At 71.7% G+C, this 6,945-nt stretch carries 8 protein-coding genes and 1 pseudogene; 6 read left to right on the top strand and 3 right to left on the bottom strand.

Features of this window, described 5'->3' with window-relative positions; all coding sequences use genetic code 11:
- Nucleotides 1-107 precede the first annotated feature (107 nt).
- Together ABTZ03_RS35450 and ABTZ03_RS35445 are read left to right on the top strand one after the other, a co-directional pair.
- Nucleotides 108-251: a hypothetical protein gene (locus ABTZ03_RS35450; protein ID WP_502894693.1), complete on the top strand. Its 144-nt coding sequence runs from the start codon at nt 108-110 to the stop codon at nt 249-251.
- Between the two features lie 98 nt (nt 252-349).
- On the top strand, nt 350-811 hold the full coding sequence (locus ABTZ03_RS35445) for a hypothetical protein (protein WP_350517286.1): 462 nt from the start codon (nt 350-352) through the stop codon (nt 809-811).
- A gap of 64 nt (nt 812-875) precedes the next feature.
- On the opposite strand, the gene ABTZ03_RS35440 is transcribed toward ABTZ03_RS35445, so the two are convergent.
- Entirely contained in the window at nt 876-1,073 is a 198-nt protein-coding gene (locus tag ABTZ03_RS35440) for a hypothetical protein (protein WP_350517329.1), read from the bottom strand.
- On the opposite strand from ABTZ03_RS35440, the pseudogene ABTZ03_RS35435 reads away from it, so the two are divergent.
- A pseudogene (locus tag ABTZ03_RS35435) lies at nt 984-1,265 on the top strand (hypothetical protein); the annotation flags it as partial. The gene ABTZ03_RS35440 and the pseudogene ABTZ03_RS35435 overlap by 90 nt on opposite strands.
- A gap of 6 nt (nt 1,266-1,271) precedes the next feature.
- Here ABTZ03_RS35435 and ABTZ03_RS35430 read toward each other — a convergent pair.
- The gene (locus ABTZ03_RS35430; protein WP_350517328.1) at nt 1,272-1,937 is read right to left on the bottom strand and encodes a hypothetical protein; all 666 of its coding nucleotides are present in this window, start codon (nt 1,935-1,937) and stop codon (nt 1,272-1,274) included.
- Between the two features lie 226 nt (nt 1,938-2,163).
- Between ABTZ03_RS35430 and ABTZ03_RS35425 the strand changes: the two genes are divergently transcribed.
- The 3 genes from ABTZ03_RS35425 (at nt 2,164) to ABTZ03_RS35415 (ending at nt 5,786) form a co-directional block, all read left to right on the top strand.
- A complete protein-coding gene (locus tag ABTZ03_RS35425; protein WP_350517285.1) occupies nt 2,164-3,096 on the top strand; it encodes an aminoglycoside phosphotransferase family protein in 933 nt (310 codons plus the stop codon).
- A 311-nt stretch (nt 3,097-3,407) separates the two neighbouring features.
- Complete coding sequence (locus tag ABTZ03_RS35420) at nt 3,408-4,811, top strand: YVTN family beta-propeller repeat protein (protein WP_350517284.1); 1,404 nt, start codon at nt 3,408-3,410, stop codon at nt 4,809-4,811.
- A gap of 189 nt (nt 4,812-5,000) precedes the next feature.
- The gene (locus ABTZ03_RS35415) at nt 5,001-5,786 is read left to right on the top strand and encodes a bestrophin-like domain (RefSeq protein WP_350517283.1); all 786 of its coding nucleotides are present in this window, start codon (nt 5,001-5,003) and stop codon (nt 5,784-5,786) included.
- A gap of 69 nt (nt 5,787-5,855) precedes the next feature.
- Here the strand turns inward: ABTZ03_RS35415 and ABTZ03_RS35410 are convergent, their stop codons facing one another.
- Entirely contained in the window at nt 5,856-6,683 is an 828-nt protein-coding gene (locus tag ABTZ03_RS35410; RefSeq protein WP_350517282.1) for a patatin-like phospholipase family protein, read from the bottom strand.
- Nucleotides 6,684-6,945 lie beyond the last annotated feature (262 nt).

Raw genomic sequence — 6,945 nt, 5'->3', positions numbered from 1 at the left:
CTCCCCACACCCCCCCCCCCGGGGCCCCACCGGCGCGTTAACGGGCGGGGGCGCCCCCCCCCCCCCCCCCCCCCCTCCCGGCTGCCGGCGAGGGAGATGGCGAGGCCCTGGCCCCGGCCGACGCCTCCGCCCAGGGCACGGCCGGTGAGCTGGTCCTGTGGTTCTACGGACGCACCCCGCTGGAGTCGGTGAAGATCGACGGCGACCGGGTCATCTTTGAGCGGCTCGTCGCCTGGGACCCGAACGCGTAAGGCGTGGTCGACGACGCGGCGCCCGGCCGCGTCGTCGGCTCGTCCCCGCTACTTCCTGTCAGGCCCCTGAGTGACAGCCGTGTGGAAGGATCGGCGATATGCGGTCATTTCCCGCCGAGGCGGCAGGCCTGGTTTCGGTTGAACGTTCGCAGTTCGGGCTCTGGGAGAAGGACGAGTTCGCCGAGGACGGCGACTGGATGGACCTTCCCTTGTGCGGCGATGTTCCGGGCATCACGCTGACCGACGGGGCGATCAAGATTCGAAGCCCGATTCGGGAACACTATGCGGCCGTGACGCTTGAGATCACTGACAAGCCGGCCCGCCCGGACGGGTTCAGACTCATCGCCAGGGCTCCCTACAGGTCTCTTACGGGGCGCATCGAGGCATGGACCCTGTTCTCCGGCCCTGCCGGTCTGACGCTGGACCTCGGTGGGCCGTCGCGCGACTTCATGCTCAATGTCTTCTGGGGAAGCCTGCTGGAGTCGGGCGAGCAAACGAGAACGGAACTGCTCAGCGGGGCGGAGCAGTTCCGCTTCGTATTCGAGCCGGCGAAGGGGTGACGAACCGTCCGGCAGGCCCGCGGCCCGTGACGAGGTGACCGGCTCCGCGAACAGATCGCTCCCCTCATTCGCCCGACTGACCGCGAGCGAGCGCGCCCTCGATCGTCGGCCCCGGATCCCCGGCCGCGGCCAGGACGTCGTGGTCCAGAACCAGAGTATGGATGTCGCCGAGCTGCTGGAAGCCGCCTGCCTGCTGGTCCCCGAGGGGATCGCCACCGAGAACGACATCACGATCAACGATGTCTGGGACTACCTCACGCACGATGAGTGGGAGGTGGCCCTCGGGCTGCTGGAGGAACTCGGCGACGTCGGCCCGCTCTCGCCCGGTTTCTGGGAGACCCTCGCCACGGCCGCCGAGCAGATGCAGCTGAAGAACAGCACCGCCTGGTGCCACTGGCGCTGGTGCGAATCCCGCTACGGGATCATCCGAGCCGACCTCACCCTCCGGCCGGCCCCGGCGTCAGCCGGCCTTCCAGGCCAGCGGCTTGTCGTCCTTGTCGAGCCACGCGATGTACTGGACGGGCTTGTCGGAGGGGGCGAGGTAGACGGCGCACTCGTGGTCGCTCTGGCCCTTGACGAAGTCCTTGCCGCCCTGGGGGACGTCGCTCTCGCAGGTGGGGAAGGCGCTGAGCAGGTCGACCTTGCGGGCTTGGGCGGTGTCGCCGGTCATGGCGTGCAGGCGGAGGTTGAAGTAGGGCTCGAAGATGCCGTTGCCGCCGGTGTGGGTGTAGGTGACGTGCACGTAGTACGGGGTCTTGCCGGCCATGTCCTCGGGCTTGAGGAACTTGGCGAGGTCGGCGATGTCGCCCTTGGCCACCTTGACGGGGCCGATGGTGAGGGAAATGTCGCCCTTCTCGTGGTCGGCGAAGGTGCCCTTCGCGGTGGCGGTCGGCGCGAGCGCGTCGGCGAAACGGCTGGGGGCCGTGGGGGTGGCGGTGGTCGGTGCGGCGGTGATGCCGGGCAGCGCGCTGCCGGCCGTCGACGGCGGCGCGGTGGCCGGGGCCGCGGTGGTGGTGGCCGCACCGGCCGGGCCGTCGCTGTTGTCGGGGCCGCAGCCCGTCAGGACGAGGGCGAGTGCGACGGCGGCCGGAACGGCGGCGGTGCGGAGCGCGGTTGCGGAGCGCAAGGGAGTTCCCCCGGGGAATGACGGTCGGGTCCGGCCGAGGCGGAAGCGCCCTCGTCGGCGTGGGCAGGCCTGGCGGCGGTCGCGCGGTGCGGCCTTGATGATCTTCCACCGGTGCGTCCGGGTGCCGCATGAGTACGCGTACTCAAACCTCGGCCCGTGCAACGGCCGGCGGATCGGCTCCGGGGAACTCGGTGACTGTGCCGGGTCCGGCGCGTAGGGTGCCGAAATGATCGCTACGCCAGAGGAGTTCGCGCGGGGCACCGTCGAGCGCGAGGGGGAGGCCGGGGCCGAGTGGCTGGCCACGCTGCCCGGGATCGTGGAGGAGTTGCTGGGGTGCTGGGAGTGCGTGCCGGACGGCGAGGTCATGCACGGCGGCGTCGGTGTCGTCGTCCCGGTACGGCGGCGGGGCGGGGAGGCCGCCGTGCTGAAGGTGTCGTTCCCGCATCCCGGCAACGTCCATGAGCCGGACGCGTTCGTGGCCTGGGCCGGGCGCGGCGCCGTCCTGCTGCACGAGCGCGACGACGGGCGGTTCGCGATGCTCCTGGAGCGGGTCGAGCCGGCGACGCTGGCGCAGGTCGAGGACGGCGACGCGGTGGTGACGGTCGCCGGGCGGCTCAATCGCCGGCTGGCCGTCCCCGCACCGCCGGGACTGCCCCGGCTGCGCGGGCAGGCCGATGCCTGGGAGGAGCAACTGCGCAGGGACGCCCATGAGTTGGCGCATTCGTTGCCGCGCCGGGTGGTGGATGCCGCAGTGGCGACCGTCCGGGAGCTGGGCCGGGTCCAGCCGGACACCCTGGTCCACGGCGACCTCCACGCCCGGAACATCCTGCGGGCCGGCCGCGAGCCGTGGCTGGCCGTCGACCCCAAGGGGTACGCGGGGGATCCCGCCTACGACGGCGGCACCCTGTTGAAGTTGCGCGCGCTGACGCTCCTCGAAGTGGACGACCCGCGCAGGGCCGTCCACCGCATCGTGGACGTGTTCGCCGAGGCGGCGGAACTCGACCGCGAACGCGTCCGGCGCTGGGCCCAGTTCCATGCGGTGCAGGCCGCGTTCTGGGGTCGCCGCCACGGCTTCCGCATCGCCCGCAGCGGACCACGACTGGACTGGCTCACCGAATTCGCGGACCGTCTGGCGGAGTTGCTCGCCGAAGGCGCGTAGGGCGTCACCGGGCCGGGTGGTCCGGCGGGCAGGTGCCGGCGGCCGGGGGTGTCGTTGCGGTCGGGGCGGGTCCGACACGTGGCGCGTTGTGTTCCGGTGGTCAGTCGGCCACGGCTTTTGGTCACTTAGAGTTCCCAGCGATCGCCTTCGGTGATCAAGGGTCTTCGTCCGACGTTCCGTCATGCTGTGGGCCGGGGCCCTTTTCCATGGGATGGGAGACGGCAGTGAACGGACGGCATGTAGGAGCGGGGCCCCTTCGGGGAAGAGACGGGGGGCCGGAGCGGCTCCCGGAGTGGTTCGGCAGGTTGGTCATGGCGTTGGCCGCGGCGTTGGCCGTGGTGGTCGGGCTCGTGGTGCTGCCGGCCGTCCAGGCCGTCGCCCGAACGGGCTCGGGCGACCACCGGGCCGAGGGCCTCGCCCATCCGGTGACGGCGGCACGGGCTCTGCACGCGCCCGCGGCCGTCCCGGGCGGCCCCTTCGCCTACGTCGCCGACAACGGCTCGAACAACGTGTCGGTGATCGACACGTCCAGCAACACCGTCACCGCCACCATTCCCGTCGGCTTCGTGCCGGTCGGTGTGGCGGTCACCCCGGACGGCGCCCACGCCTATGTGACCAACAACGGCTCGAACACGGTGTCGGTGATCGACACGGCGACCAACACCGTCACCGTCAACGTCCCCGTCGGCCGCAATCCGTACGGCGTGGCGATCACGCCGGACGGCGCCCACGCCTACGTCGTCAACGACGGCACGAACGATGTGTCGGTGATCGACACGGCGAGCAACACCGTCACCGCCACCGTTCCCGTCGGCACCGAGCCCTTCGGTGTGGCGATCACCCCGGACGGCGCCCACGCGTACGTCACCAACGGGACCTCGGGCACGGTGTCGGTGATCGACACCGCGACCAACACCGTCACCGCCACGATCACCGCCGGCACCGAGCCGTTCGGTGTGGCCGTCACCCCGGACGGCACCCACGCCTACGTCACCAACACCTTCTCCAACAACGTGACGGTCATCGACACCGCGACCAACACCGTCACCGCCACGATCGCCGTCGGCGGGGAGCCGGACGGTGTGGCGATCGCCCCGAACGGCGCCCACGCCTACGTCACCAACTTCGGCTCGAACAACGTGTCGGTGATCGACACGGCGAGCAACACCGTCACGGCCACCGTGACCGCCGGTAACGGGCCGTTCGGTGTGGCGGTCACCCCGGACGGCGCGCACGCCTACGTCACCAACACGTTCGCGAACAACGTGACGGTCATCGACACGGCGACCAACACCGTCACCGCCACCATCCCCGTCGGCACCGGGCCGGAAGGTGTGGCGGTCACCCCGGCCCCGACCGCGACCGTACTGACCGCGACCGACACCGCCTTCGCCCGCCGACGGGCCACCCTCACCTTCACCCGCATGACCGCCACGCTCACCGGCAAGACCACCGGCACCCCCATCGCGGGCCAGACCGTCGTGTTCACCAGCGGCAGCACCGGCCACGGCACCGTCCTGTGCACCGCCACCACCGACGCCGACGGCGTCGCCACCTGCCCCTCCTACACCGGCCCCAACCCGCCCGCCACCAGCGGCGTCGCCAAGGACCTGCGCTTCAACGGCTACACCGCCACCTTCACCCCCGCCCCCGGCGGCAACCTCACCGGCAGCACCGCCCACGCCACCGCCACCCAGGACGACCACGACTGGTGACCGGCTGACCAGCCCTCACCCCGGGGAACCACGTACGGCCCGACCAGAAAGACCGCCCGGCCGGACCACACCGGCCGGGCGGTCCCACGACACGTCCCGGCGGGCGTGAAGTAGTCGAGCGGGGCGACTCGGACGATGATGGCGGCGAAAGCCCATCGGGGGCTCCGGCCCGCAAGGAGTTCAGACGCGTTGGACCTGTGGCTGCTCAACCACGTCCCGACCGTGCCGCTGACCGCGCTGGTGGTCGGCGGGTTCGTGCTGGCCGCGCTGGCCGGCAGCGTGCTGGCGGTGCGCCGGCTCCCGCGGTTGGCGGACGGCGGGTACAACGAGATGGTCGGGGTACTGCTGGGCGTGTTCGGCGCGATCTACGGCATCATCCTGGCGTTCGTCGTGGTCAACCTGTGGACCGAGCTGCACGACGCCGGGCACGTCGTGGCCGGCGAGGCCAGCGCCGTCTCCCAGATCGCCCGCGACGCGCAGGCCTTCCCGCCCGTCACCCGCCAGGCCGTGGAAACGGCCGTCCACGACTACGTCCACGCCGTCGTCGAGGACCAGTGGCCCCTGATGCGGGCGGGAAAGGGGGACTCGGCGGTGACCACCCGCGCGGTCGACGGCATGTACCGGGCCCTCACCGACTACGAACCCCGGACCACGTCCGAGCAGGCCTTCTACACCAAGGCCCTGGACAGCCTCAACGAGGTCGCGGCCCTGCGCCGCACCCGCATCGCCGACAGCCACGGAAGCCTGCCCGCGCTGCTGCAGGTCCTCGTCTTCGGCGGTGCCGCCGTGATCACCATGCTGACCTTCCTCTACGGAGTACGCGCCCGGCCCGCCCGGCTCCTGTTCGTCGGCACCGTCGCCACCCTGATCGGCTTCAGCCTGCTCCTCGTCATCGTCCTCGACCACCCCTTCTCCGGAGACCTCAGCGTCTCGCCCCAGCCGTTCAAGGACAGCGCCCTCGCCCGCTTCTGGTGACCGCCGGGGACGGCGTGCCCGAGCCGGTGGCCGGGGGTCGGAACGGTGGTTCGGTGACCGTGCCGACCGCTACTCGGTCCACAGGGCGCGTACGGCCTCGGCGTTCTCCTGCCCCTGGGTGAAGCCGGCGAGGCCTGCGGGGGTGCGGGTGCTCGGGTCCAGCGGGTTCGTGCCGAAGGCGGCCTGGGTGGCTCCGTCGGCGGTGATGACCACGACCCGGGAGTGCAGTGCCAGTTCGGCCACCTCCTGGTCGAGGTCGGGCGTGGCGAGCGGGGCGAGGATCAGCACCCGGTCGAAGCCCGTGGCAAGGTCGGCGTTCACCATGGTGCGCACGCCGCCGTCCACGTACCGGCGGTCCCCGATCGTGACGGGCGGCCAGACACCGGCCACCGCGCAACTCGCCGTGACCGCGTCGAGGAGGTCGACGCCCGACTCGCGGGTGAACACCACGTCCTCGCCGGTGCGGGCGTCCACCACGGTGATCCGCACATCGCCCTCCGGCCAGGAGGACAGCGCCAGCCGGGCCGCCACCGACGCCCGCCGCGCGGCCTCGTCCACGGTCGACGCCGCCAGCGCCAGCGCGCCGACCCGACGCCGCTGCTCCCGCGGATCGTCGGTGCCGGTCCGTGCCTCGGTGAGCTGCAGCCACACGTCCTGAAGGTCGATCCCGACGGGCGTCAGCTCCGTCTCGGCGCCGTCCGGCCGCGGCTTGATCTGGTGCTCGTAGCGCTCCAGCAGCGACACCTCGGGCCGCAGCTGCGCCGCCACCACCGAGCCCGCCGACGTGCCGATCACCACGTCCGGCGTCCCGACGTCCACACCTGACGGGCCGTCCGCCAGCCCGGCGAGCACGCCGAACGTCCAGGCGATCCCGGCCACGCCGCCGCCCCCGAGCACAAGAGCCTTCTCCCGCCCCACCTGATGCCCCCGTCCCTCTTCTTCCGGTCCGTCTCGACATCGCGAACCGTACTCGCGCGGATCGACGGGCGGAACACGACGGTTGAACCGTACATTCCCATCCGCGTGGTGATCCCGGGAGTCGCGGAAGAGGTGGGCCTGGCTGTTAGGCCCTGTCCGGCCGATCTTGCCGGGCGCGCGACGCCGGGCATCCCGCCTGGACGCACGCCCGAATCGCCCAAGTACGTCCAGTACGAGGCCG

Origin of the sequence: Kitasatospora sp. NPDC096077 (assembly GCF_040303245.1) — a bacterium.
Taxonomy (GTDB): Bacteria; Actinomycetota; Actinomycetes; order Streptomycetales; family Streptomycetaceae; genus Kitasatospora.
Note: the sequence above shows the minus strand (reverse complement) of the source record. Positions and strands in the feature narration are given on the sequence as shown.

What these genes read in the sequence shown, in the direction of transcription:
- ABTZ03_RS35420 (WP_350517284.1), top strand. Translation starts at nt 3,408, where the DNA reads ATGGCGTTGGCCGCGGCGTTGGCCGTGGTGGTCGGGCTCGTGGTGCTG.
- ABTZ03_RS35425 (WP_350517285.1), top strand. Translation starts at nt 2,164, where the DNA reads ATGATCGCTACGCCAGAGGAGTTCGCGCGGGGCACCGTCGAGCGCGAG.
- ABTZ03_RS35445 (WP_350517286.1), top strand. Translation starts at nt 350, where the DNA reads ATGCGGTCATTTCCCGCCGAGGCGGCAGGCCTGGTTTCGGTTGAACGT.